Source organism: Marinobacter sp. SS21 (assembly GCF_028369065.1).
Classification (GTDB): Bacteria; Pseudomonadota; Gammaproteobacteria; order Pseudomonadales; family Oleiphilaceae; genus Marinobacter.
Genome location: NZ_JAQNDA010000007.1, coordinates 139,189 through 164,291, shown reverse-complemented (window position 1 = coordinate 164,291; position 25,103 = coordinate 139,189). Strand labels below are relative to the sequence as shown.

At 62.6% G+C, this 25,103-nt stretch carries 24 protein-coding genes; 16 read left to right on the top strand and 8 right to left on the bottom strand.

Annotated elements, in window-relative coordinates:
* Positions 1–22: 22 nt before the first annotated feature.
* The 4 genes from N6L25_RS11290 to N6L25_RS11275 are packed head-to-tail and all read right to left on the bottom strand — an operon-like array spanning position 23 to position 2,739.
* Positions 23–868, bottom strand: coding sequence for a MotA/TolQ/ExbB proton channel family protein (locus N6L25_RS11290; protein ID WP_271980288.1), 846 nt, complete (start codon positions 866–868; stop codon positions 23–25).
* Positions 865–1,233, bottom strand: a complete 369-nt coding sequence (locus N6L25_RS11285) for an FHA domain-containing protein (protein ID WP_271980287.1) — start codon at positions 1,231–1,233, stop codon at positions 865–867. Before N6L25_RS11285 ends, N6L25_RS11290 begins: the two co-directional genes overlap by 4 nt.
* Before the next feature lie 19 nt (positions 1,234–1,252).
* Entirely contained in the window at positions 1,253–2,044 is a 792-nt protein-coding gene (locus tag N6L25_RS11280) for an FHA domain-containing protein (protein WP_271980286.1), read from the bottom strand.
* Positions 2,045–2,094: 50 nt separating this feature from the next.
* Positions 2,095–2,739: a hypothetical protein gene (locus N6L25_RS11275; protein WP_271980285.1), complete on the bottom strand. Its 645-nt coding sequence runs from the start codon at positions 2,737–2,739 to the stop codon at positions 2,095–2,097.
* A gap of 403 nt (positions 2,740–3,142) precedes the next feature.
* On the opposite strand from N6L25_RS11275, the gene pqqA reads away from it, so the two are divergent.
* The 11 genes from pqqA (at position 3,143) to N6L25_RS11220 (ending at position 13,668) form a co-directional block, all read left to right on the top strand.
* Entirely contained in the window at positions 3,143–3,214 is a 72-nt protein-coding gene (gene pqqA, locus N6L25_RS11270; RefSeq protein ID WP_007153157.1) for a pyrroloquinoline quinone precursor peptide PqqA, read from the top strand.
* Positions 3,215–3,267: 53 nt separating this feature from the next.
* The gene (pqqB, locus tag N6L25_RS11265) at positions 3,268–4,197 is read left to right on the top strand and encodes a pyrroloquinoline quinone biosynthesis protein PqqB (RefSeq protein WP_271980284.1); all 930 of its coding nucleotides are present in this window, start codon (positions 3,268–3,270) and stop codon (positions 4,195–4,197) included.
* Positions 4,194–4,955 carry a pyrroloquinoline-quinone synthase PqqC gene (gene pqqC / locus N6L25_RS11260; protein WP_271980283.1) on the top strand — a complete coding sequence of 254 codons (762 nt, stop codon included), beginning with the start codon at positions 4,194–4,196 and terminating at the stop codon, positions 4,953–4,955. Before pqqB ends, pqqC begins: the two co-directional genes overlap by 4 nt.
* A complete protein-coding gene (gene pqqD / locus N6L25_RS11255) occupies positions 4,955–5,218 on the top strand; it encodes a pyrroloquinoline quinone biosynthesis peptide chaperone PqqD (RefSeq protein WP_271980282.1) in 264 nt (87 codons plus the stop codon). The genes pqqC and pqqD overlap by 1 nt, the downstream gene beginning before the upstream one ends.
* Positions 5,215–6,360, top strand: coding sequence for a pyrroloquinoline quinone biosynthesis protein PqqE (gene pqqE / locus N6L25_RS11250; protein WP_271980281.1), 1,146 nt, complete (start codon positions 5,215–5,217; stop codon positions 6,358–6,360). The genes pqqD and pqqE overlap by 4 nt, the downstream gene beginning before the upstream one ends.
* Positions 6,353–8,236, top strand: coding sequence for a S9 family peptidase (locus N6L25_RS11245; RefSeq protein WP_271980280.1), 1,884 nt, complete (start codon positions 6,353–6,355; stop codon positions 8,234–8,236). Before pqqE ends, N6L25_RS11245 begins: the two co-directional genes overlap by 8 nt.
* Positions 8,237–8,434: 198 nt before the next feature.
* Positions 8,435–9,598 (top strand): alcohol dehydrogenase-like regulatory protein ErcA, encoded by a 1,164-nt coding sequence (gene ercA / locus N6L25_RS11240; RefSeq protein ID WP_271980279.1) that lies wholly within the window; start codon positions 8,435–8,437, stop codon positions 9,596–9,598.
* A complete protein-coding gene (locus N6L25_RS11235) occupies positions 9,582–11,345 on the top strand; it encodes a hybrid sensor histidine kinase/response regulator (RefSeq protein WP_271980278.1) in 1,764 nt (587 codons plus the stop codon). Before ercA ends, N6L25_RS11235 begins: the two co-directional genes overlap by 17 nt.
* A gap of 102 nt (positions 11,346–11,447) precedes the next feature.
* The gene (locus N6L25_RS11230) at positions 11,448–11,720 is read left to right on the top strand and encodes a hypothetical protein (protein WP_271980277.1); all 273 of its coding nucleotides are present in this window, start codon (positions 11,448–11,450) and stop codon (positions 11,718–11,720) included.
* Between the two features lie 49 nt (positions 11,721–11,769).
* Positions 11,770–13,152, top strand: a complete 1,383-nt coding sequence (locus N6L25_RS11225) for a class II fumarate hydratase (RefSeq protein WP_271980276.1) — start codon at positions 11,770–11,772, stop codon at positions 13,150–13,152.
* A 36-nt stretch (positions 13,153–13,188) separates the two neighbouring features.
* Positions 13,189–13,668: a CDP-archaeol synthase gene (locus tag N6L25_RS11220; protein WP_271980275.1), complete on the top strand. Its 480-nt coding sequence runs from the start codon at positions 13,189–13,191 to the stop codon at positions 13,666–13,668.
* Positions 13,669–13,677: 9 nt separating this feature from the next.
* On the opposite strand, the gene N6L25_RS11215 is transcribed toward N6L25_RS11220, so the two are convergent.
* Positions 13,678–14,652 carry a metallophosphoesterase gene (locus tag N6L25_RS11215; protein ID WP_271980274.1) on the bottom strand — a complete coding sequence of 325 codons (975 nt, stop codon included), beginning with the start codon at positions 14,650–14,652 and terminating at the stop codon, positions 13,678–13,680.
* 345 nt (positions 14,653–14,997) lie between these two features.
* Between N6L25_RS11215 and msrA the strand changes: the two genes are divergently transcribed.
* On the top strand, positions 14,998–15,633 hold the full coding sequence (gene msrA, locus N6L25_RS11210; protein ID WP_271980272.1) for a peptide-methionine (S)-S-oxide reductase MsrA: 636 nt from the start codon (positions 14,998–15,000) through the stop codon (positions 15,631–15,633).
* A 145-nt stretch (positions 15,634–15,778) separates the two neighbouring features.
* Complete coding sequence (msrB, locus tag N6L25_RS11205) at positions 15,779–16,204, top strand: peptide-methionine (R)-S-oxide reductase MsrB (protein WP_271980271.1); 426 nt, start codon at positions 15,779–15,781, stop codon at positions 16,202–16,204.
* Positions 16,205–16,674: 470 nt separating this feature from the next.
* Here the strand turns inward: msrB and N6L25_RS11200 are convergent, their stop codons facing one another.
* Positions 16,675–17,646, bottom strand: a complete 972-nt coding sequence (locus tag N6L25_RS11200) for a calcium/sodium antiporter (protein ID WP_271980270.1) — start codon at positions 17,644–17,646, stop codon at positions 16,675–16,677.
* A gap of 416 nt (positions 17,647–18,062) precedes the next feature.
* Positions 18,063–18,341 carry a hypothetical protein gene (locus tag N6L25_RS11195; protein WP_271980269.1) on the bottom strand — a complete coding sequence of 93 codons (279 nt, stop codon included), beginning with the start codon at positions 18,339–18,341 and terminating at the stop codon, positions 18,063–18,065.
* A 51-nt stretch (positions 18,342–18,392) separates the two neighbouring features.
* Here N6L25_RS11195 and mqo point away from each other — a divergent pair, with 51 nt between their 5' ends.
* Entirely contained in the window at positions 18,393–19,880 is a 1,488-nt protein-coding gene (mqo, locus tag N6L25_RS11190; protein ID WP_271980268.1) for a malate dehydrogenase (quinone), read from the top strand.
* Between the two features lie 194 nt (positions 19,881–20,074).
* Here the strand turns inward: mqo and uvrA are convergent, their stop codons facing one another.
* Positions 20,075–22,918, bottom strand: coding sequence for an excinuclease ABC subunit UvrA (gene uvrA, locus N6L25_RS11185; RefSeq protein ID WP_271980267.1), 2,844 nt, complete (start codon positions 22,916–22,918; stop codon positions 20,075–20,077).
* 170 nt (positions 22,919–23,088) lie between these two features.
* Here uvrA and N6L25_RS11180 point away from each other — a divergent pair, with 170 nt between their 5' ends.
* Positions 23,089–24,456, top strand: a complete 1,368-nt coding sequence (locus N6L25_RS11180) for an MFS transporter (RefSeq protein WP_271980266.1) — start codon at positions 23,089–23,091, stop codon at positions 24,454–24,456.
* A gap of 79 nt (positions 24,457–24,535) precedes the next feature.
* Positions 24,536–25,078, top strand: coding sequence for a single-stranded DNA-binding protein (gene ssb, locus N6L25_RS11175; protein ID WP_271980264.1), 543 nt, complete (start codon positions 24,536–24,538; stop codon positions 25,076–25,078).
* Positions 25,079–25,103 lie beyond the last annotated feature (25 nt).

Here is a 25,103-nt window from a genome sequence, read left to right as displayed (position 1 = left end):
CTATCTCCCCGTTGCAGAACGGTTATTGAATGCCGGAAGACCGGGGTTTCAGGTTGGTGACGATGGCTTCGAGGCACAGGCTACCGGCGTTGTTGACGGTGGCTTCGTCCTTGGCCTGGACCAGCTGGATGGCGATCATCACGATGGCGGACAGCAGCAGCGCCAGCAGGGTGGTGTAGAACGCGGTGGCCAGCAGTGGCACCACCTCCTGCAGCAGTTGTGGATCGTCGGCGGCCATCGCCCCGGCCTGACCCAGGGCAACGGCAATACCAATGACGGTGCCGATAAAGCCCAGGGTAGGAATGAGCCAGGCCAGGTAGCGGATCACCGTGTAACGCAGGTCGACTTCGTGCAGCTTCAGCTCGATCAGCGAATTGACGATGCTGTAGACATCGCCCACGTCGTTGGTGCTCTGGAACTGGTGGTTGATCTTCTTGAAGAAACTGCCAATCAGGGTGGTTTCCGGCACCTGCTTGCGCTTGGCGTAGTAGATGGCGGCCAGCAGCTCCGGTTTCAGCGCTTCGTTGCGGTCCAGCGGGATGGCCACCTCGCCCTGGCCCGACGGCATGACCACGTGATCCGGATTGCGGTAGAGGTCGAAGAGCTCCAGTTGCAGGTTCTCTTCCGACAGGTTGATCCACTTGATCACCAGCTCGGCAAGGCAGTAAAAAAACGCCAGCCACATCATCACCTGGATGTTGACCGGGTACATCGGGTCCTCGGTGGCAATCAGGAAGGCGTGCCAGGAGAAGCGAGCGCCGCCCTCGGTGGTGGCATCCAGCGGCAGCACAAAGCTCAGCAGCAGCACCCACAGAATCGCCAGAACAAGGCCGATCAGCCGAATGAGCATGGCGTTGGATAGGTTCATTTGGGTTTCCTTACGTAGCGTCCATCTTCTGTCCTGACGTAACGACTGAACGGGTCTCGGGTCTGGTGGTCGGCGCCGGAGGGCTGTTCAGCTCCGGCCTGGGCTTGTTGGTGCAGGTTGAGTAGCTGGGTCAGGGTAACCGGATAGTCGCCCAGGGTCAGCTGGAGGTGGTTGGCCAGCGGCTCATGGCCAATGGCGAATCGCTGTCCATCCCGCAGCACCCAGGTGCCGTTGGCCGACCCCAGGTCTTCCACCAGGCACTGGCTGTCGGAGATGGGCGTTACCTTCAAATGCAGGCGCGACACGGTATCGTGACTCAACCGAACATCGGCCTGTACGCCCCGGCCTACCGTAAAAGAGGTCATATTGCGCTCCTGTGATCACTCAACTTGATGAGGTTGGCTGGGTGGCGCTGACGGCAAACCGGATCATCACCTTGCCCAGCTCCAGCGTATCGCCCGGCACCATGGCAGCCTGCACCACGTCTTTGCCATTGAGCCGGGTGCCATTGCTGGAGTTGAGGTCGGAGACCAGGACCCCGCCGTTGCGTTCCAGCTTGATCACCAGGTGGTTGGCGGAAACGGTGTCGTCACTGAGCACGATGTCGTTGTTGCCACTGCGGCCCAGGCTGGTGGTGCCCTGGCTCAGCGTGTAGGTACGCTGGTGCCCGGCGTCGGCAATGTGAAGGTAGCCCGCGACGCCGTCTTGGCTGGCCGGGGCCGTCTCCGAGGCGCCCTCGGCCAACGTCGGGCGTTGGCGATTGCGGGTCAGCCGCCAGAGCAGGCCCGCCAATAGCGCCAGCAGCAGACCGATGCCGATGACGGCAGCAGGCCGATTGTCCGGAGGGATGGTGGCCCCAGGCTCCGCATCGGCGCTGCCAGGCTCGCCAGACGCGGGCTCGGTGGGGCTGGCGTCAGCGCCGGGGTTGTCCTGGGCCTCGGCTGCTGGCGTCGAGGGTGTGGCCTCGCCGCTCCCGCTTTCGGTCGCGGGCGTATCGGTTTCGAGAGCAGGTGCAGGGGCGGAATCCTGCTGGGGCGCAGGCGATTCGGTGTCGATGGCCGGGCTGTCCATGGCCCCGGTTGCCGCACTGTCCGCCTCCGCCAGGCTTGCGACCGAGCCCGTCAGGAAGGCGGCCAACACGAGCGCCCGGTAGCGGCCGGATTGCCTTTCTCTCATGCTTTTATTCCTCATCCCTTATTCACTTAGTCCTGGCGGTCCTTACCTGGCTATCTCGGCGATAGCTGGGTGTAGTTGAATTCATCGTCAATGGAAAACTTCAACACGCACTGCTCGCGTCCGGTCTGGCGTAATGACGTAACCGGCAGCACCACCGGCCCATGGGGCTTGTCGAGGCGGCCGCCGACCCGTATCGGTGGCCGGGCCGAGCCAGTGCTGTACAGGTTGTAGCAGATCTCGTAGGTGCCGGGAGTCGGGTTGTAGGCCATCCAGATTTCCAGTGCCGGACGCTCGGCGCTGCCACCGGAGCGGTTGTCCAGGGTGAAGCGCCCGGGCGCGCCGGGAATGCTGACCCGCTGGTAGTTGTACTCGCCATCCGGGGTCTTGACGTGCATGTCGACGTCCGCTGACTGGGACCATGACATCTGCATGATCAACAGGTTGTCGGCAATCTTGATTTCCGTCGGGGTCGGTGGCGGGCACTGGGGGACCGGGGCCGGTGCCGGGCACACCGGACACTCCGGGGTGGGTTCCGGGATCGGGCACTCAATGGGAGCCGGCTCCGCCTGAGGGCCCTGTTTGAGGTAATAGGGCAGCAGGATCAGGGTGATCAGGATGAAGGCGCCCAGAGCCGAGGCGAACAGGTCCAGTGCCGACATGGAAAAAATGTTGAGTTCCCGGTCCTTGCGCCTCATTGCTGCATCACCGTCCTGCTGGTCTGCTAATCGATCGGGAAATGCCGTGGCGGCACCGCATTTCCTTTAGGGTATTTGTAGTTAGGATGTCGTTCGTTGCCTGGACGGGCTTGCCTGAGGGCAATTCACCCATGCAGAGACGATTCGGAGTTAATTGGAGGCTCCTTAATATCGTCTGGTTATGACTATAGTCGAATAAGGTATCCCCAAACACCCGTGAGTTCAATCGGGGAGGGGCCAACGGCGGAATGCGCCGGGTTCGGCCATGGGGTCGTTGGTACTGGCAAAATTGCTTCCAAAGTACCATGTTGACCCCTGCAGGTGAGCGCTAGCATCTAAGAAGTGTTAACGGCTGAGCCGCTAACCGATCCTGCTTACGACAACAATAGAAGGAGAACACGCCATGTGGACCAAACCAGCGTATGAAGACCTGCGAATTGGCTTTGAAGTCACCATGTACTTCGCCAATCGTTAAGAGTTGGTGGCCAGCCCGAGCGTCTGGCCATTCTCTTTTTCTGGAGTTCCGTGATGCAAATTCATATTCTGGGATCCGCCGCTGGCGGTGGCTTTCCGCAATGGAACTGCAACTGCCGCAACTGCACCGGGGTGCGTAACGGTACCCTGCGCGCGGCGCCTCGCACCCAGTCGTCCATTGCCATCAGCGATGACGGCGAACGCTGGATCCTCTGCAATGCGTCACCGGATATCCGGGCCCAGCTGGCGGCCTTTGCCCCCATGCAGCCGGCACGGCGGGTGCGGGACACCGGCATCGGCGCCATCCTGCTGATGGACAGCCAGGTGGATCACACCACCGGCCTGCTGTCCCTGCGTGAGGGCTGTCCCTTCGATGTCTGGTGCACCGAGCAGGTCCATGACGACCTCAGCTCCGGCTTCCCGCTGTTCCCCATGTTGTCCCATTGGAACGGTGGCCTGAACTGGCGGCCCATGCCCTGCGACGACGACGAGGTCTTCGTCATCGACTGTGCGCCGTCGCTGCGCTTCACCGCTATTCCACTGTTGAGCAATGCGCCGCCCTATTCGCCACGGCGGGACAGCCCCCATCCGGGCGATAACGTCGGTCTGTTTGTCGAGGACTCGACAACCGGTACGAGCCTGCTTTATGCACCCGGACTGGGCCAGCCGGACGATCGCATCCTCGGCTGGATGGCGAAAGCCGACGTGCTGCTGGTGGATGGCACCGTCTGGCAAGACGATGAAATGCAGCGCTGCGAAGTGGGCAGCAAGACCGGTCAGCAGATGGGACATCTGGCCCAAAGTGGCCCGGGCGGCATGATCGAAGTGCTCGACAGTCTGAACGTGAAGCGCAAGATCCTGATCCACATCAATAACACCAACCCCATTCTGAACGAAGATTCGCAGGAGCGGGCCCAGCTGACACGTCACGGCATTGACGTGGCCTGGGACGGCATGCACCTGGACCTGGTGGAGGCGCCATGAACGTTGCGGTACGGACCCCAATGACCCGGGCGAATTTCGAACGAGCCCTGCGCGCCAAGGGCGAGTTCTACCATATCCATCACCCCTACCACCGTGCCATGTACAGCGGCCGGTGTACGCCGGAGCAAATCCGGGGCTGGGTGGCCAACCGCTATTACTACCAGGTGAACATTCCCCGCAAGGATGCCGCCATCATGGCCAACTGTGCGGATGCCGAGGTGCGCCGGCTGTGGCTGCAGCGGGTGCTCGATCACGACGGCCACGGCGGCGATCAGGGCGGGATTGAGGCCTGGCTGTCGTTGGCGGAGGCGGTGGGGCTGAGGCGCGAGGAGGTGATCGACCAGCGCCACGTGCTACCCGGCGTGCGCTTCGCGGTGGATGCCTACCTCAACTTCGCCCGTCGCGCCAGTTGGCAGGAGGCGGCCTGTTCGTCTCTGACCGAGCTGTTCGCGCCGGCTATTCACCAGTCGCGGCTGGACAGCTGGCCCCAGCATTACCCCTGGATTGACAGCGAGGGCTACACCTATTTCCGCAAGCGGCTGTCCGAGGCGCGACGGGATGTGGAACATGGCCTGACCATCACCCTGGATCACTTCATCACCGCGGCGCAGCAGCAGCGGGCGCTGGAAATACTCCAATTCAAGCTGGATATCCTATGGTCTATGTTGGATGCCCTGACTATGGCGTATGTGCACCAGACGCCGCCCTACCATACCGTGACCGATCAGCCGGTCTGGCACCGGGGACTGGGACTGTGATGGACCGGGTGCCGAAGTTCCGTCCGGGCTTTCGCTTCCAGTGGGAGCCAGCACAGGATTGTTATGTGCTGTTGTACCCGGAAGGCATGGTACGGCTCAACGGCAGTGCCGGCGCGATCCTGGCGGAGGTGGATGGTGACCGTTCGGTGGCGGAGATTGTCCATCGGCTGGAACAGCGGTTTCCCGAAGCGGGCTCGCTCGCCGAGGACGTTGCCGGTTTCCTGCGGGATGCCGAAGCGCAGCACTGGGTGGCGCTGTCATGACGCCGGCAGCGCGCAATCAGCCTACGATCGGACCGCCGCTGTGGCTGTTGGCGGAACTGACCTACCGCTGTCCACTGCAGTGCCCCTATTGCTCCAACCCGCTGGACTATGCCCAGCAGGAACAGGAATTGACCACCGAGCAGTGGCTGCGCGTGTTGCGCCAGGGTCGGGAAATGGGGGCCGCGCAGCTGGGGTTTTCCGGCGGTGAGCCGCTGGTGCGCCAGGATCTACCGGATTTGATTGCCGAGGCCCGACAGCTGGGCTACTACAGTAACCTGATCACCTCTGGCCTGGGGCTGACGGAGGCCAAGGTCGCCCAGTTCCGCGACGCCGGGTTGGACCATATTCAGGTCAGTTTCCAGGCCTCCGACCCGGAACTGAACAACGCCGTGGCGGGCTCCCGCAAGGCGTTCGAACAGAAGCTGGCCATGGCCCGTGCGGTCAAGGCCGCCGGTTACCCGATGGTGCTCAACTTCGTTATTCATCGGCACAACATCCACCAGATGCCTGACATCATCGACCTGTGTCGGCGACTGGAGGCCGACTACGTCGAGCTGGCCACCTGTCAGTACTACGGCTGGGCCTTTCACAACCGGGAAGGATTGATGCCTTCCCGTCAGCAACTGGCCACCGCGGAGCAGCAGGTCAACGAGCAGCGTCAGCGTCTGGCGGCGGCTGGCTCGGCCATAAAGCTGATCTTCGTGACGCCCGATTATTACGAAGAACGCCCCAAGGCCTGCATGAATGGCTGGGGCAGCCTGTTTCTGACGGTGGCGCCGGACGGCACGGCCTTGCCCTGCCACAGCGCGCGCCTGTTGCCCATCGACTTTCCCAACGTCCGCGACGAGTCGCTGCGGCAGATCTGGTACGACAGCCCCGGTTTCAACCATTATCGCGGTGACAGCTGGATGCCGGAACCCTGCCGCTCCTGCGACGAAAAGGGCAAGGATTTCGGCGGCTGCCGCTGCCAGGCCTATCTGCTGACCGGCAATGCCGACAACGCCGATCCGGTCTGCGACAAATCCCCTCACCACGACCGCATCCTGGCGGCCAGGCGGGCGGCGGACCACGCCAGCGCAGGGCTGGAGAGCCTGACCTATCGAAACACCAGCAACTCGCGTCTGTTTTATCGCAGTGGATAGCGTCGCCGTCCTGACGCCGCAGAGCGCTGCGGCTGCCCAGCTGGAGCGTGAAACCCTGCGCGCCAGTGCCGCCGGGCTGTTCTGGCTGCAGCTGGATCCGCGCACCGGTGCCTGCGGACTCTGGCGCTACCTGCACAGCGATGCCCGCTGCCTGACCCCGGCCGGTTACGGCCTGCGTTCACGGGTCAATGGCTACGGCGGCGGTGCCATGTGTGCCTTCGACACGCTGGTGTACGGCGTTAATGCCGAGACGCAACAGATTGATCGCATCGACCCGGAAACCGGTGGCGTCGCGCCGTTGACCCGAACCGAGGGCGCACGCTATGGGGGCTTGGTGGCGGATGTCGCCGGAGCCCGGATTCTGGCCGTGCGGGAATGGCCGGACGCGGCAGGCCAGCGGCCGGATCAGGAGCTGGTGGCGGTGACCCAGGATGGTCGTATCACGGTGTTGCATGCCGGGGCTGATTTCTACAGTGCCCCGGCAGTCTCAGCGGATGGCCGACGCATCGCCTGGGTCAGCTGGACGTTGCCGGCCATGCCCTGGCAGGAATCCACGCTGTGGACTGCGGCGCTGAGTCCCGGCGGTCCGTTGCGTCAGGCCAGGCCGGTGCCGTCGCCGCAGCCGGCATCGGTACAACAGCCGAGCTTTGCCGGCGACCGGCTCTGTGTACTCTCCGATCATCGGGGTTGGTGGCAGCCCTATCGGGTGGACGGCCTCGATGCGCCGTGCTGGACCGCGCTGGCAGGCCAGGCGCTGGACCACGCCAATGCCCCCTGGCAGCTGGCGGAGGCTCACCACCAGGCGCTGCCGGAGGGTGGCTGGGCCCGGGTCTGTTACCGCCAGGGGCAGGGTGAGTTATGGCTATGCCGCCAGGCGGGAGCGCAGCCACGGCAAGTGGGAGCGGACTACACCGATTTTCGCAGCCTGCAGGTCTACCGCGGCCAGTTGTATGGTCTGGCCAGCCGGGCCGATGCCGCCGTCAGTGTCGTGCGCTTGGACCTCGAGTCGACGGACGGCCTTGCTGTGCTGGCCGGTGGCGAGCGCCTGCTGGCGCCCGGCCAGGTCAGCCTGCCGCAGCGGTTCCGGCTACCGGCGGCGTCCACCGACCTTTCTGCGCCGGTCAGCGGTTTCTACTATGCCCCCAGCGACCGCACCCAGTCGGGGCTCCCGCCGTTGATTGTCAATGTACATGGCGGGCCTACATCGGCGGCGTACCCGGTGTTCAATGCCCAGGTGCAGTTCTGGTGTCAGCACGGCTTCGCCGTCGCGGAGGTGAACTACCGGGGCAGTACCGGGGCAGGGCGGGCGTTTCGACTGGCGCTGGCGGGGCAGTGGGGGGCGAGCGATGTGGCAGACGTTGGTGCCGCCGCCCGTTACTTGGTGGCGCAGGGCCTGGCGGACGGCCGTCGCCTGTTTATCCAGGGGCGTAGCGCCGGTGGTTTCACCGCCCTGCTGGCGATGGCGGCGGGCAATCAGTTTCGCGCCGGGGCCAGTATCTTCGGGGTCAGCGATCCCGCTCGATTGCGGCAGCAGACCCACCGCTTTGAATCCGGCTACCTCGATTGGCTGTTGGGGGAGCCGCAGCAATACCGGGAGCGCTGGTTGGCGCGCACGCCCGTGCTGCAGGCCAAACGCATGTGCGGGCCGGTGGCGTTCTTTCAGGGCGGGCAGGATACGGTGGTGGTGCCGGAGCAGACCGAACGCATGGTGGCGGCCATGGCGCAAGCCGGCGTGGCGGCACCGGTGCAGGTCTACCCGGAGGAAGGCCATGGCTTTCGTCAGCAGCGCAATCAATCCGCTATGCTGGCGGCGCTGTTAGAATTTTACCGGCAACAGTCTATGCACCCCGATGAAGCGCCGAACAACTTGGGTTAAACTCTGGAAAATAAATGGCAGTGCCGCCAGGGAAAGGCGCGCGTAGTACACAAATAAGTCGTACACAGATAAGTCGTACACAGGTAAGTCGTACACAGGTAAGTCGTACACAAGTAAGTCGTACACAGGTAAGTAGTGCTCAGTAAGTAGTACACCGTAGTACGCAAACCACAATAATAAAAAGCAGCGAGAGCGCCCATGAGTCACGATGTATCGACACTGCGCAAATTTGTCGCACCGGAAATCGTTTTCGGAGCCGGTGCTCGCAAGTCTGTGGCCAATTTCGCCAGTAACTACGGCGCCCGTCATGTGTTTCTGGTTTCCGATCCCGGTGTCGCGGCCGCCGGCTGGGTGGCGGACATCGAACAGCGCCTGCGCGAGGAGGGGCTGGCGTGTACCGTGTTCACCGGCGTTTCCGCGAACCCCCGCGCCGAAGAGGTGATGACCGGCGCGGAACTCTACCGCTCCGGGCATTGCGACGTCATTGTGGCAGTCGGCGGCGGCAGCCCGATGGATTGCGCCAAGGGCATCGGTATTGTCATCGCCCATGACCGGCACATCCTGGAATTCGAGGGGGTAGACACCCTGAGGCTGCCATCGCCGCCACTGATCCTGATTCCCACCACCGCCGGCACCTCCGCCGACGTCTCCCAGTTTGCGATCATTTCCGACCCCCAGCGACGGTTCAAGTTTTCCATCATCAGCAAGGCGGTGGTTCCGGATGTGTCACTGATCGATCCGGAAGTGACCCAGACCATGGATGACTTCCTCACTGCCTGCACCGGCATCGATGCGCTGGTGCACGCCATCGAGGCTTATGTGTCCACCGGCAGCGGTCCGCTGACCGACAGCCACGCCCTGGAGGCGATCCGCCTGATCAACCGCTACCTGGAACCGCTGTTGCGGGCGCCGGACGACAGCCAGCTGCGGGAACACATCATGCTGGCCTCGATGCAGGCCGGGCTGGCGTTCTCCAACGCCATTCTCGGCGCGGTCCATGCCATGTCCCACAGCCTGGGCGGCTACCTGGACCTGCCCCATGGGCTGTGCAACTCGTTGTTGCTGGAGCATGTGGTGGCGTACAACTTTTCGTCGGCCCCGGAACGCTTCAAGCACATCGCCGAAGCCATGGGCATTGATACCCGTGGCATGCTGCCAGCGGAGGTCAGGAAACGCTTGATGGCGCGGATTGTCGTGCTGAAACGGGCGGTGAAGCTGGAGAGCCATCTGGCTGCGCTCGGCGTGACCAGTTCGGATATTCCCCAGCTGTCCCGCTTCGCCATGCAGGACCCGTGCATCCTGACCAACCCTCGCGAATCGTGCCAGCGGGATGTTGAAGTGGTCTATGAAGAAGCACTCTGATCCGCGCCCCGGGGGCTACGACGTCGACGACCTGTTGGGCTTGGGGAGCCAGTCGGTTCGCAAGAACTATTACCCGGAACTGCAGGAGCGCGTCGAGGAGCTGGAGGCGGAGCGTAATCGCTACAAGTGGCTGTTTGAAAACGCGCTGCACGGGATCTTCCAGGGTGACCTCAAAGGGGGGTTCCTCGCCCTGAATCCGGCGATGGCGTCGCTGTGCGGCTACGTCAGCCCGGAGGATCTGCGCAAGCGGGTGCGCCGACTGCGGGAACAGCTGTTTTATACCATCGGCGAATTCGACGGCCTGCGCCAGGAGATGCTGGATTTCGGCCGGGTGATTGCCCGGGAGACGCGGTTACGTCGGGCCGATGGCGAGCCGGTGGATGTTGCCATCACGCTGCTGCGGAGACCGGATCTGGGCGCCGAAGTGGTCGAGGCGTTCGTGCTCGACATTACCGACCGGGTCGACGCCCGCAAGCGCCTGGAGCAGCTGAACACCGAGCTTGAACAACGGGTGGATGAGCGGACCCAGGCGCTGAAGGCCGCCAACGAGGGCCTGCGCCACCAGATTGCCGAACGGGAGAAGGTTGAGCAGGAGCTGGTGATCGCGGTGGAAGCGGCCAAGGAGGCCAATCGCAGCAAAGACAAGTACCTGGCGGCCGCCAGCCACGACCTGCTGCAACCCCTGAACGCTGCCCGGCTGTTGGTGTCGACGTTGCAGGACAGCCGCTTGCCGGACAAGGATGCCCATATGGTGGAGCGGGTCCACCGGGCTCTGGAGAGTACCGAGGACTTGCTGGCGGACCTGCTGGATATCTCCAAACTCGACCAGCAGGCCATGAAACCGGATCTGGTGTACGTCGATGTCGGCGAGTTGGTCACGGCCCTGGGCGAGGAATTCGAACCGGTGGCGCGGGACGCCGGTATCGGGTTCCGGGTCCGGTCGCGAGCCGCCACGGTTCATACCGACCCCCGCATGCTCTCCCGCATCTTGCGCAATCTGCTCAGCAACGCTTTCCGATATACCGACGCGGGTCGGGTGCTGCTGGCGATGCGGCCGCGGCGCTCGTCGCTGACCATCGAGATCTGGGACACCGGCATTGGTATTGCGGAAGACAAACTCCAGGACATCTTTGCCGAGTTTCACCAGCTGTCGCCCCACAATGCGAGCGGCAAGCGTGGTGTTGGGCTCGGTCTGGCCATTGTCGAGCGCATGGCCCGGGTACTGGCGTCGCCAGTGGATGTTCGGTCGGTGCCCGGCAAGGGCTCACGGTTTACCCTGACGTTGCCCCTGGTGGACTGGGACGTCGGATTGAGCAGTCGTGCCGTCGAACCGGCGGTCGCCGCCGTCACCGATTCCCTGCAAGACGCCTTGGTGGTGGTGATCGATAACGAGCCTGACATTCTCGCCAGCATGCGTGCGCTGTTGGAACGCTGGGGCTGTCGAGTGGTCTGCGGCACCGGCGCCGACAGTGTGCTGCGCTCCGGGGTGGGCTTCGACCGAGTGCCGGATGCGATTCTGGCGGACTTTCACCTGGATGACGGGCGGACCGGCTGTGAAGCCATCTATGCCCTGCGTCGTCATTTTCACGCCGACATTCCCGCCGCCATTGTGACCGCCGATCGCAGCGACCAGTCGCGGCGATTGTTCCAGACCCAGTATCTGCCGGTGCTGAATAAGCCGGTCAAACCCAACCGGTTGCGGGCGCTACTCACCAGCCTGCTTTCCTCGCCGGTTGCGGCGGAATAAGGATTCCTCTCCAGAATTCTGGCCTACACTGTAGAAACCACGGGGACTTTCGTCGTTCTCCGGCGGTGCCTATTGAGTCTTTTTTTTTTGGAGGGGTGTGCAATGCAGAATTCGGAAAACGCGCTGACCAATCATGAAGTGACGGTCTGCCTCGCCGGCGGAGCCGTACTGGGGCCGTTCAACGCGACCTGGACTCGCGACTCCGGCGGCGACGTCCGCGAGCTGGTGCGGGAATACGATGCCTTCTTACAGGGTGAGCCCCAGAAACGTTATAAGTTTCACCTGCATGATTCCTACACCAATACCGTGCATACCCTGATCTTCAATTTCGAACAGATCACTGGAATCTGTGACCACGTCCGGCTGAAGCACTAGCGCTCGTCGCGGGCGGGCACTGGATGACGGTGGCCGAAGGGAGGTTGTCATGACTGAGTACAGAACCGAGGCGGACAGTCTGGGCGAGGTGCAGGTTCCGTCGACGGCCCTGTGGGCGGCCCAGACCCAACGGGCGGTGGAAAACTTTCCCATCAGCGGCCAGCCCATGCCGGCGGCCTTCATCTGGGCGGTGGTGCAGATCAAACGGGCGGCGGCGGAAGCCAATACCAGTTTGGGGTTGCTGGCTGTTGAGGTGCGGGACGCCATTCTGGAGGCCTGTGACGAAGTGCTGGAGGGGCAACACGCCGACCAGTTTCCGGTTGACCGTTACCAGACCGGATCTGGCACCAGCACCAACATGAACGTCAACGAAGTGCTCGCCAACCTGGCTCGAGCCAAGGGTCAGGACGTGCATCCGAACGATCACGTCAACATGAGCCAAAGCTCCAACGATGTGATCCCCACCGCCATTCACCTCAGTGCAGTGACTCAGGTCCAACTGCAGTTACTGCCGGCGCTGTCCCACCTGCGGGGGATGATCTACGAGCGCGAAGCCACCTACGCCCAACAGGTGAAGACCGGCCGTACTCACCTGATGGACGCCATGCCGGTGACCCTGGGGCAGGAGCTGCGGACCTGGCGGGAACAGCTCTCAGCGGCTGAACAGCGGCTGGAGCGTGCCATTGAGGAATTGTTGGCGCTACCTCAGGGCGGCACTGCCGTGGGCACCGGTGTCAATGCGATGACCGAGTTTCCGGAGCAGTTCAGTCGGTTTCTGCACACCGCGACCGGTTTCTCCTTTACCCCTTTGGAGCACAAGTTCGTCGCCCAGAGCGCGGTGGACGCGCCGCTGCATCTGTCGGCCCAACTGCGTGGCGTGGCCGTGGTCATGACCAAGATCGCCAACGATCTGCGCTGGATGAACAGTGGACCGATTCATGGTCTGGCGGAGATCAGCCTGCCGGCGCTGCAACCGGGCAGCAGCATCATGCCCGGCAAGGTGAATCCGGTGATTCCCGAGGCCGTCGCCATGGTGGCGGCCCAGGTCATGGGCCTGGACAGCGCGGTGGCGTTGGCGGGACAGTCGGGCAACTTTCAGCTCAACGTCATGCTGCCATTAGTGGGAGCGAACCTGCTGGATATGATCAACCTGTTGGCCAATGCGGCCACCACACTGGCGGACAAGGTGATCCGGGGGTTCACCGTCAATACCCAGATTCTGGATGAGGCGGTGGGCAAGAACCCGGTACTGGTGACCGCCCTCAACCCGGAAATCGGCTATGAGCTGGCGGCGGAGATTGCCAAGGAGGCTTACCGCTCCGGTCGGTCAATCATTGATGTGGCGGATGAGCGCTGCGGGCTGGGGCGGGATCGTCTGGAGCACCTCCTGGATCCGTTGAAACTGACCCAGGGAGGCGTGGCCGGAGAGTGACGGAGCCGGTACGTCGCCGGTGCTGGAGGGCTGCGGGTGTTGTCGGTAACGCTGTTCGTGATGCTGGTGCTGGCCAACGGCATGCCGGTGATCGCCCATCGCCTGCTCGGTACGCGCTGGTCGGCGCCCATCGACGGCGGGCGGTGCTGGTTCGATGGCCGCCCGCTGTTCGGCAGCAGCAAGACCTGGCGGGGCCTGGTCAGTGGTGGGCTTGCCTGTGCCCTGGGGGCGTCGCTGATGGGACTGGGGAGCAGCTTCGGCCTGGTGTTCGGCCTCCTGGCGTTGGCTGGTGATTTACTCAGCAGCTTTGTGAAACGGCGCATGGGGCTGGCTGCCAGTGCCCAGTTCCGGGGCTTGGACCAGGTGCCTGAGGCGGCGTTGCCGATGGTCTACGGGGCGCTGGTGTTGCCGCTACCCTGGCTGGAGGCCGTACTGGTGGTGGTGGTGTTTGGGTTGGCCAACGTGGTCTTGTCGCCGCTGCTGTATCGTCTCGGCATTCGGCGTCATCCCCACTGAGAACCGCGGTTACCGTGGGCCTCGGGTAAGGGTGTGCAGGGAGATTTCCGGCGGGCAGTTGAGACGCACATTGACCACCGAGGTGCCGCAGCCGGGGGACGTATACCCCTGCATGCCGTGGTAGCGCCAATAGCCCCGAGCCAATGAGCGCGGACAGTCGGAATCCAGGGTGATGGGAATGCCGCCCGGCAAGCAGATCTGGCCGCCGTGGGTGTGTCCGCACAGGAACAGGTCGTAGCCGGCATGGGCCGCCTCTCGCCAGATTTCCGGGGTGTGGCTGAGGAGGATGCTGACCGCGCCGGCGGGAATGTCATCGCCGGCTTTGTGGAGGTTGTGGACCTTGAAGAAGTGAGCGTCGTCCACACCAGCTACGAAAATGGAATCGTCACCTCGTTCGATCTCCGCATTTTCATTGAGCAGCAGGCGAAAGCCCATGTCTTCCAGCGCCGGCAGCATGCGAATGCTGTCGTGATTGCCCAGCACCGCCAGCGGTGTGCCAACGATCGCCTCGCGCAACCGCGCCATGCCTTCCAGGGCCGCATCGATGGGGCCCCAGGTCAGCTTGCGGTAGTCGCCGGTGAGTACACACAGGTCGTACTGAAGTTGGCCAATCTGACCGATCACCGCCTTCAGGTTGAGCTCGTCCATGTCGACATGCAGGTCGCTGAGGTGCAGGATGCGGTAGCCCTCGAAGGCGGCAGGCAGTTCCGGGACCCGGAAGCTGTTCTCGGTCACCCCCAGTGCGCGACTGTTATCCTGTCCCCGCTGCAGCAGGCCTGACAATTTCAGGCAGAAGCGGATTAGCCGGGGGGCAGAGGGCCAGTTTTCGAGGTGAAACGAGTGATGGTCCTGGCCGAAGACCCGGGCTTCGTATTCCCGTTCAATACCCAGTCGCTGACGGGCGTGAACCGGTCCCAGGCGAAGGCTGAGCCGGTAATCCAGTAGTGCGTCCTTCGACACAGGTGATGGGGCACGGGCAGTCATACTCAAGTCCAGAGTTAACAGGGCCTGTTTCTAAGTATGGTTCGGTCTGGCCTCGCTGCAACCGGGATGGCGCAATGTTCATGTTTGCCGGGGGTGCCCCAAGCGGACTGGCTGACGAACGCTGGGGTCGGAACTTTGCTGCGGTTTGTGGGTCTTCCATGGGGGGTGCGGCGCTGACCGGGTCTGACTGTGAGCCGGGGTAGCGATGAGGGGTAGCAACGAGGGGTAGCAACGAGGGGCAGCGACGAGGGGCAGCGACGATGCCGGAGGACTCACTGGAAAAACACCGCCGGCGACGTCAGACTGGGTTCTGTGTGAGCAAGCGCATTGGTAAGCGAGGCCGATATGAGTACGTCCTGTTCGATCCCTGGAATGAATGTCCCCCGTAGTCGGTTCCCGGACCCGGAGCTGGATCTTCCGGCCGCAACCGGGCAACAGCGGTTGGTGCTTGCCGGCGGCTGCTTCTGGTGTGTGGAGGCGGTGTTCCTCGCCGTCGATGGCGTCCTTGGGGTGGCGTCTGGCTACGCCGGCGGTTCCGAGGCGAGCGCCAACTACGAGGCGGTCTGCTCCGGGACCAGCGGCCACGCCGAAGTGGTGGAAATTTGTTATGACCCCACCCGGATCAGTTTTGGTCAGCTGCTGAAGGTTTTCTTCTCGGTGGCCCACGATCCCACCCAGCTCAACCGCCAGGGCAATGATCGGGGATCCCAGTACCGCTCGGCGGTGTTCTATGACAGCGACGAGCAAAAACGGGTCACGGAGGCCTACATCCGTCAGTTGGAAGCGGCTGGGGTGTATCCGCAACCCATTGTCACTAGCCTGGAGCCCCTGCAGGCGTTCTATCCCGCCGAAGGCTATCACCAGAATTACGCCGCCCGTAATCCTTTTCAGCCCTACGTGATGGCGGTAGCGGCGCCGAAGGTGGAAAAGTTGCGGCAGGCCTTCGGGGCCCAGCTCAAGCCGGAATTTCGTGACGAGTGAAGGCCGCTGAGACCAGTGAGGCCACTACTGCGAGCAGCTATGAGCCGGCGCCATCGAGACGAATGAGCGTGATTGAGATGAAGGCGCTGATGAGATAACGGCGCTACTGAAATAAACGCGCTGCTGAAAGAAAAAGGAGCAAGTGATGGCGACTTCCGCAAGCGGGTATGATCTGACCCCGCTCGATGACAACGACATTGCCCGGCGTGCCGCCGGATTGACTGCCGAAGAGCGGGCGGTGCTACTGGACCACGGCACCGAGCGGCCGTTTTGTGGCACGCTGCTCGATAACAAGGCGGCTGGTGTCTACCGCTGCCGGTTGTGCGAGCTGCCGCTGTTCAGTTCCGAGGCCAAGTTTGATTCCGGCACCGGCTGGCCGAGCTTTTTCCAGCCGTTTGATCCCGATCACATCCGCTATCTTGAGGATCGCACCCTGGGAATGGCCCGCACCGAAATCCGCTGTCCCCGCTGCGACAGCCACCTGGGCCATGTGTTTCCCGATGGCCCACCACCCACCGGTCAGCGTTATTGCCTGAACTCTATTGCCATGGATTTTCACGCCAGCGAGTGAGTCTGGGTCGGCTGTCATAGGGCTGTCATAGGGCTGTCATAGTGGCGGACTAGGCTGGGGTGGAGTTTAGTGACTGAGTTGTTGTCGTGTGTGGCCCTTTGGGGCTCACCTTTGTTCGGGGCAGGATGCCCACAAACCGCCAGGGACGGCGGTTTTTTGTTTTAAGTCAACGCTCGCTGTCCCACTAACCTGCCTCTAGGGCAGACTGCGCCCGCTCCCGAAGCCTTTCGGCTGACCGCTTCCTATTCTGGGCGCCTATCGCTTTGCCCGCGACACCCCGGTTCTCTCAGTCCGAACTCATATCAATCTCATGTTCCCATAGGCAATGCCAAACCATCGGATCGCCGATAAGGCATTGCCTACGGGTGGACAGTCAGCGCTATAATTTCGCGGTTTTTGGATTCAATGGCCCGAATCAGGGCGCGCCCTGCGGGGCGTTCAGAGGTGATCCGGAGTTAATCAGAGGCTCCCTAGAGAATGACCGTGGATACCAGATAGCCGGTGTAGCCAATGTAGGTAGTGATCAGCATCGCGCCTTCGAGCCGGCTGATGCTGCGCTCCGAGCTGAACACCCGCAGGCTCATGACCATCAGCGCGGCGGTCAGTACCGTCATCAGGGTCCAGTCGCGGTAGAGCACCGCCATGTCGACGGTGAGGGGATGGATGGTGGCCGCCAGCCCCACCACCGCCAGGGTATTGAAAATACCCGAGCCGAGAATATTGCCGAGAATCAGGTCGTGCTCGTTTTTCTTCACCGCCGCGATGGAGGAGGCCAGTTCCGGAAGCGAGGTGCCAATGGCGACAATGGTGAGCCCGATGATCAGGTCGCTGACCCCCAAGCCCTGGGCGATGGAGACCGCACCCCAGACCAGTAGGCGGGAACTGGCGATCAGCAGCACCAGACCAACCACCAGCCACGCCAGTGCCGCCTTCAAGGCCATGGGGCGGTCCACCAGCTCGGCCTCGGTTTCCCCCCCGAAGGGGTCCTCCTTGCCGCGAATGCCCTGGGCAATGGTCCAGCCCATGACGGCGGTAAATGCCGCCAGCAGGAACCAGCCCTCGAGCCGGGTGAGTTCGCCGTCCAGCAGTTGAAATCCGGCAATGGCGCTGAGTGCCAGCAGCAGCGGCAGTTCTTTACGCAGCACCTGGGAGTGGACGGCGATGGGGCTGATCAGTGCGACCAGGCCGATAATCAGGGCAATGTTGGTGATGTTGGAGCCGTAGGCGTTGCCCAGCGCCAGCCCGGGATTGCCATCGGAGGCGGCCATGGCCGATACCGCCAGTTCTGGCGCGGACGTGCCGAAGCCGATGATCACCATGCCGATCAACAGCGTGGGCATGCCCAGGTGCTTGGCGGTCGCCGCAGCCCCGTCCACAAATCGGTCGGCACTCCAAACCAGAAGGACCAGGCCCGCAAGGACCGCTGCCAATGCCAAAAACATGCGTTACACCTCGATTGAATAGGTTGCCGGGCCGGTACAGTCCGGTTCGAACCCGGAAAATGGTGGCCAAGATACCCCATCTCGGTGGTCAAGGTCAGCCCCGTTTCCCCGTGCCAGGAAACCGAAGTGAAAAATTGTGGCCCTGGGGCACCAAAGTGGCAGTGCTATTGTGGGCCAAGAATGCGAAAATATCGCCGAACGGGCTGATCGGGAGGCTGAAACGCTGCCGTACGCCCTGCGGAATGATCCCTGGCAAGCCAAAGCGATCATGCACCGCGCGTTCAGCTATGTCATGAGCGTGATTGCCGTTATGTCAAAAGGGACAACCCATTGCCCGGCGATTTCTGCGATACTCTCCGGCAATCCACCGGCAAAGGCGCTGGTTTCGGTTTTGCCGGTACTGGAGAGGCAAATCCCTAGCGGGATACTTTGGCGGCGATCCGGTTTTCTCCGGGGCGCTGGCGGGTGATGGCATCGGTGGTCACCGGGCGTTTATCTGCCCCGTTGAGCAGCTCCCGGCTGGTCGAAGCCGGATGTTCCTGGGCGTTACCGCCACTCCCGCCTGCTCCGGCATCTGGCAGGCAGATGAACATCGTAACGGTTGGCGATTCGCGTACCCACGCCTCACCGCGATGATCAATTTTATTATCTCGTAAAAAAACGGGATAATTAGCCGAATTTTTATCTGCCCCCAACGTAACCCTCCGGGGGCGACAGGTTCAAAAACTTGTTAAGGTGAATTACCCATGGCCGCAAGACAGGCAGATGTAGTGCTGGTCGGCGGTGGCGTCATGAGCGCCACCCTCGGCATGATGCTCCGGCAGCTTGATCCGTCCCTGGACATCATCATGGTTGAACGTCTTGATCACGTTGCCCATGAAAGCACCGACGGATGGAACAACGCGGGTACCGGCCACGCCGGTTACTGCGAACTCAATTACACGCCTCAAACCGGCGACGGCGACGTCGCCATCGATCGCGCCCTGGCGATCAATGCACAGTTTGAGGTGTCGCTGCAGTTCTGGTCTTTCCTGGTGGAGCGGGGCATGCTGCCCGAGCCGTCTTCCTTCATCAATCGCACCCCGCACCAGAGCTTCGTCTGGGGCGAGCAAGATGTCGCATTCCTGCGTCGGCGGTACGAGAAGCTGAAGGCGCACCACCTGTTCCGGGAAATGGAATACACCGAATCCACCGAGGAGCTGGCACAGTGGATGCCGCTGATCGTGCAGAACCGTGATCCGCAGCAGCCGGTGGCCGCCACCCGCATTCGGCACGGCTCCGATGTGGACTTTGGTTCCCTTACCCGCAGCATGGTGAAGTACCTGGAGAGCCAGCCCAACTTCGAGCTGATGCTGAACAGCCCGGTCCATTACCTGGCCCAACGCGACAATGGTCGCTGGAAGGTGCGGGTGCGTGATCAGAAGACCGGGGAAGTGAAGAAGCTGGAAGCCGGTTTTGTGTTCCTCGGCGCCGGCGGCGGGGCGCTGCCGCTGTTGCAGAAATCCGGAATTGAAGAGGCCCGGGGCTACGGCGGCTTCCCGGTCAGCGGTCAGTGGCTGGTGTGCCAGAACCCGGAGGTGGTGGCCAAGCACCATTCCAAGGTGTATGGCAAGGCGCCCATTGGTGCGCCGCCGATGTCGGTGCCGCATCTGGATACCCGCATCATCAACGGCGAGCCGGCACTGTTGTTCGGCCCATTTGCCGGCTTCACCACGCGGTTCCTGAAGAAGGGCTCGGCCTTCGACCTGTTCGGCTCGGTCAAGACCTCCAACCTGCGGCCCATGCTGTCGGTGAGCCGGGACAACATGGACCTGACCCGCTATCTGATCAAGGAAGTGTTTCAGTCCCATGGCGAGCGGGTGGGCTCGCTGCGGAATTTCTTCCCGGATGCGGAGGAGAAAAACTGGATGCTGCAGAACGCCGGCCAACGGGTTCAGATCATCAAGAAAGATGCCGAAGGACGCGGCAAACTGGAGTTCGGTACCGAGATTGTGGCCGCCAACGATGGTAGCCTGGCCGCACTGCTGGGCGCTTCGCCGGGAGCGTCCACCGCCGCCAACGCGATGATCAACGTGCTTGAGCGCTGCTTTGCCGACCGGATGCAGAGTCCGGAATGGCTGGAGCGCATGAAGGGCATGGTACCGTCCTACGGCCAGAGTCTGGTGGAGGATGAGGCGCTGCTCAACACCGTGCGCGAGCGCACCCTGTCGACCCTGAAGCTCAACGCGGACTGAGTCGGCTTTGTAGGATCGGTCGAATGCGCTGAATTGCGCGGACGGGGACAGAATCGGATTCTGTCCCCGGTTGGGCTCCCGAAAGCGAGTTCTGATCAAGCCGTCGCCGCTGGCGCCTTGCTCAGCATCGGCTTGCAAGATCCTTTCGGGGACGGAATTCAATTCCGTCCCCATCCCCGTCCCCCGTGGGCTTCCTAGGCGATCACCGCGTCCGTCTTTTTGTTGAGCATTGGCTTTAGGTAGCGGCCGGTGTGGGAGGCTGGGCTGTTTGCCACCGCCTCCGGCGTGCCCTCGGCGATGATCTGACCACCGCCGGAGCCGCCTTCCGGTCCCAGGTCGACAATCCAGTCCGCGGTTTTAATCACGTCCAGGTTGTGTTCAATCACCACAATGGTGTTGCCGTGGTCCCGCAGCCGCTGTAACACGTTCAGCAGCTGCTGAATGTCGTAGAAGTGCAGACCGGTGGTGGGCTCGTCGAGAATGTACAGGGTCTTGCCGGTGTCGCGCTTGGACAGCTCCTTGGCCAGCTTGACCCGCTGGGCCTCGCCGCCGGACAGGGTGACCGCGCTCTGGCCCAGGCGGATGTAGGATAGGCCCACGTCCATCAGGGTCTGCAGCTTGCGGGCGATGAACGGCACTGCATCGAAGAACTCGCGGCCTTCCTCCACGGTCATCTCCAGCACTTCGTGAATGTTCTTGCCCTTGTAGCGAACCTCCAGGGTTTCCCGGTTGTAGCGTTTGCCCTTACAGACATCGCAGGGCACGTAGACGTCGGGCAGGAAGTGCATTTCCACCTTGATTACGCCGTCGCCCTGACAGGCCTCGCAGCGGCCACCCTTGACGTTGAAGCTGAACCGCCCTGGCTTGTAGCCACGGGAGCGGGCTTCCTGAGTGCCGGCGAACAACTCCCGGATGGGCGTGAACAGCCCGGTGTAGGTGGCCGGATTGGAGCGGGGCGTGCGGCCAATGGGGCTCTGGTCGATGTCGATGACCTTGTCGAGCTGGTCGAGGCCGGAGAGCTTGTCGTAGGGCGCGTGATTCAGGCTGGTGGCCTTGTTCAGCTTGGCGGCGGCGACGGGGTACAGGGTGCCGTTGATCAGCGTCGACTTGCCGGAGCCGGAAACGCCGGTGACACAGGTCATGATGCCCAGGGGGATATTGAGTGTCACCTCTTGCAGATTATTGCCGCAGGCACCGGTGAGCGAGAGTAACTTGCCGTTGCCTTTATTGCGGCTGGCGGGGACGGCAATCGCCTTCTCACCGGACAGGTATTGGCCGGTCAGCGATTGCGGCGCCGCGATGATCTGCTGGGGCGTGCCCTGGGCAATCACCTGGCCGCCATGTACGCCGGCGCCGGGACCGATGTCGATCACATGGTCGGCGGCGCGGATGGCGTCTTCGTCGTGTTCCACCACGATCACCGTATTACCGAGATCGCGCAGATGGGTCAGGGTGGCCAGCAGGCGGTCGTTGTCGCGCTGATGCAGGCCAATGGACGGCTCGTCGAGGATGTACATGACCCCCACCAGGCCGGCGCCGATCTGGCTGGCCAGGCGGATGCGCTGGGCTTCGCCACCGGACAGGGTGTCGGCGCTGCGCTCCAGGGTCAGGTATTCCAGTCCCACGTTGACCAGGAAGTTCAGCCGTTCCCGGACTTCCTTGAGGATTTTTTCGGCGATCTCGCCCTTGCGTCCCGGTAGCGTCAGCCGTTCGAAGTAGCCGAAGGCATCACCCACCGGCAGCCGGGTGATGTCTGGCAGGTTCCGGTCCTCAATAAAGACGTGCCGGGCGCTGCGTCGCAGGCGTGACCCCTGACACTCCTTGCAGGGTTGCTGGCTGAGGTTGCGGGCCAGTTCTTCGCGCATGCTCTGGGAGTCGGTTTCCCGGTAGCGACGCTCCAGGTTGGGCAGGATACCCTCAAACGGGTGAGCCTTCTCCATGACATGGCCGCGGGAATTGACGTAACGAAACGGAATGTCTTCGCTGCCGGAACCGTAGAGGATGGTTTGGCGGAAATCTTCGGGTAAGTCGACAAAGGCGGTATCCAGGTCGATGCCGTAGTGCTCGGCGACGCTGGTCAGCAGCTGGAAGTAGTACACGGCGCGGCGATCCCAGCCCTTGATGGCGCCCTCGGCCAGGGTGGCGTCCGGATGCTGGATGATCTTCTCCGGATCGAAGAACTGCTTCACCCCCAGACCGTCGCAAGTGGGGCAGGCGCCGGCGGGGTTGTTGAAGGAAAAGATCCGCGGCTCCAGTTCGCTGAGGGCGTAGCCGCATTGGGTGCAGGCATAGCGGGCGGACAGGGTATGTTCTTCGCCCTCGCCGGACATGGGCGCCACCAGCGCGATGCCGTCCGCCAGTTCCAGGGCGGTCTCGAAACTTTCCGCCAGGCGTTGCTCCAGGCCGGGCTTGACCTTGAATCGGTCCACCACCACGTCGATCCGGTGTTTGCGCTTCTTGTCCAGGGCTGGCACCTCGTCGATGTCGTACACCGTGCCGTCGATCCGCAGGCGGATGAAGCCCTGGCTCTTCATGGTCTCGATTACATGCACGTGCTCGCCTTTGCGGTCGCGAATCACCGGTGCCAGGATCATCAGTCTGCTGGCTTCGGGGAACGCCAGCACCTGATCCACCATCTGGCTGACGGTTTGGGCCTCCAGTGGCAGGTCGTGGTCCGGGCAGCGGGGCTCGCCGGCGCGGGCGAACAGCAGGCGCAGGTAGTCGTAAATCTCGGTGATGGTGCCGACCGTGGAGCGGGGGTTGTGGGAGGTGGATTTCTGTTCGATGGAAATGGCCGGTGACAAGCCCTCGATGTGGTCGACGTCCGGTTTTTCCATCATCGACAGGAATTGGCGGGCATAGGTGGACAGGGATTCGACGTAGCGCCGCTGGCCTTCGGCGTACAGCGTGTCGAACGCCAGCGAGGACTTGCCGGAGCCGGACAGACCGGTGATCACGATCAGTTTGTCCCGAGGCATATCCAGGTCGATGTTTTTCAGGTTGTGGGTTCGCGCCCCTTTTACTTGGATATGGTCCATAACACCCTCGGGAAAATAAAACGGAAAGTATACCGTGTTCGGCCGGCTTCCATGCAATGCCCTGCCTGCCGGCGTTCTGCTACAATGCGCGCTTTCCGGCTGGTCGGCCTGCCCAATCGTGCGCAGGTGCTCCCTGCCGCCAGAATTCGTGTTCGAGGAATCGCTGCTGTATGAATGCCCTGGAAAAGCGCTCCGTCACCGCTCTGGCCTCTGTGTACGCCATGAGGATGCTGGGGCTGTTCATGGTGCTGCCGGTGTTCGTGTTGTTGGCCGACGATCTGCACGCCGCCACTCCGGCGTTGATCGGGCTGGCCATTGGCGGCTACGGTCTCAGCCAGGCCTTGCTGCAGGTTCCGTTTGGCTTGCTGTCGGACCGGGTCGGCCGCAAGCGGATGATCTACATCGGGCTGGTGCTGTTTGCGGCAGGCAGCCTGGTGGCTGCCGGGGCGGAGTCGATATACGGCGTGATTGCCGGCCGTGTGCTGCAGGGCGCCGGCGCTATCGCCAGTGTGCTGATGGCGTTGCTCAGTGACCTGACCCGCGAAGAGGAACGCACCAAGGCGATGGCGACCATCGGTATTTCCATCGGCCTGTCGTTTTCCGTGTCGTTGGTATTGGGGCCGCTGCTGGCCTCGGTGTTTGGCCTGTCCGGGATCTTCTATATTACCGCGGCGCTGGCGCTGCTGGCCCTGGTGATCGTCTACCGGGTTGTGCCCACGCCCCATCATCACCAGTCCAGCGCCGACACCCGGCCGGCCAAGGCCATGCTGGGGCAGGTGCTGACGGATACCCGGCTGCTGCGTCTCGATTTTGGTATTTTCGCCCTGCACCTGGTACTGACCGCCATCTTCCTGGTGGTGCCGGTGCTGCTGCAGGATGAGCTGGGGCTGCCCAGTCAATCCCATTGGTGGTTTTATCTGACGGTGATGGTGACCTCCTTTTTCGCCATGGTGCCGTTCATCATCATCGGCGAGAAAAAACGCCGGATGAAGCCGGTGCTGTCCGGTGCTATCGGCTTGCTGACCCTGGCCACCGCCGGCTTGAGCGTTGCCAGTACCGGCCTTGGCGTGGCCTGGGGCATCCTGTTCCTGTTTTTCATGGCGTTCAACCTGCTGGAAGCCAGTCTGCCGTCACTGATCAGCAAAGAGTCGCCGGCGGCGAGCAAGGGCACGGCGATGGGCGTCTACTCCACCTCCCAGTTCCTCGGTGCCTTTGCGGGCGGCGCCCTGGGAGGCCTGCTGCTGGCGCAGGGCGGGCTGATGGGGGTGTTGTGGCCGATGGTACTGATCCTGGTGATCTGGCTGGCGCTGGCGCTCACCATGCCGACGCCAAGCTATACCACCAGTTTCGTGTTAAAGTTGCGGGAAACCGCCCGGGACAGGGTTGAGGCAGTGGACCAAGCGTTGCGCAACCTGCCCGGCGTACAGGATGTGGTGATCCTGGAGGGCACCGATACCGCCTATCTCAAGGTCGATCGCAGCCAATTTGAAGAAGATTGCCTTGCCGACTTCGACTTTGTGCGGCAGGGTACTTCCTGATCAATTTCCCGATTCCTATGAACCCCAACGCCGGCAAGGGATGGCTGGCGGATTTAGCAGACAGACTCAGGAGCGAAACATGGCACGAGGCGTTAACAAGGTTATTCTGATTGGCAACCTGGGCCAGGACCCGGAAACCCGCTACACCCCGAACGGCAACGCGGTGGTGAACCTGACCCTGGCGACGGATGAAAGTTACAAGGATCGTCAGAGCGGCCAAATGGTACCCAAGACCGAATGGCACCGGATTGTCATGTTCGGCAAGATCGCCGAAGTGGCGGGGCAATACCTGCGCAAGGGTTCCAAGATCTACATCGAAGGCAAGCTGCAGACCCGCAAGTGGCAGGACCAGAGTGGCCAGGACCGTTACACCACGGAAGTGGTGGTGGACATCAACGGTCAGATGCAGATGCTGGACAGCCGTGGCGGCGAAGGCGGTATGAGTCAGGGCGCCCCGGCCGGCCGGCCCCAGCAGCAGTCCTACAGCCAGCCGGCACCGCAGCAGCAGGGTGGTGGTTACCAGGGCCAGTCTGGTGGCTACAGCCAGCCGCAGCAGCCGCCGGCGCAGCCAGGTGGCATGCCGGAGGCGGTGGACGACTTTGACGACGATATTCCGTTCTGACCGCTAGCGTCAGCGGCGCCCTCGA